The organism is uncultured Sunxiuqinia sp., assembly GCF_947495665.1.
Classification (GTDB): Bacteria; Bacteroidota; Bacteroidia; order Bacteroidales; family Prolixibacteraceae; genus Sunxiuqinia; species Sunxiuqinia rutila.
Map to the genome: position 1 here is coordinate 1 of NZ_CANLZV010000057.1, position 256 is coordinate 256.

At 50.0% G+C, this 256-nt stretch carries 1 protein-coding gene; it reads left to right on the forward strand.

Going from position 1 to position 256, the window contains the following annotated elements:
• Positions 1-256, forward strand: a 256-nt coding sequence (locus tag Q1A18_RS19025) for a hypothetical protein (protein ID WP_299584745.1), incomplete at both ends; no start/stop codon positions are given.

Below are 256 nucleotides of genomic sequence, written 5' to 3' on the forward strand. Positions count from 1 at the left end.
GAACAAATTGAGAAGTACCTTAGCGGGGAGTTGACCGGCGACGCGCTTAGCGAATTCAATGCTGAACTGGCCTACAACACAGAGCTGGCCGAAGAAGTCAGGCTACAGGAAGAAATTCAACAGGCCGTGCAGGAAACAGACATCATAAACCTGCGTGAGAACCTGAAAAACATTATCAGCCAGGAGCAAAAGGCAGACAAACAGGCACGCTCCAACCCGGAAGAACAAGCCTTCAGCTTTGAGCTTTCCGAAGAAC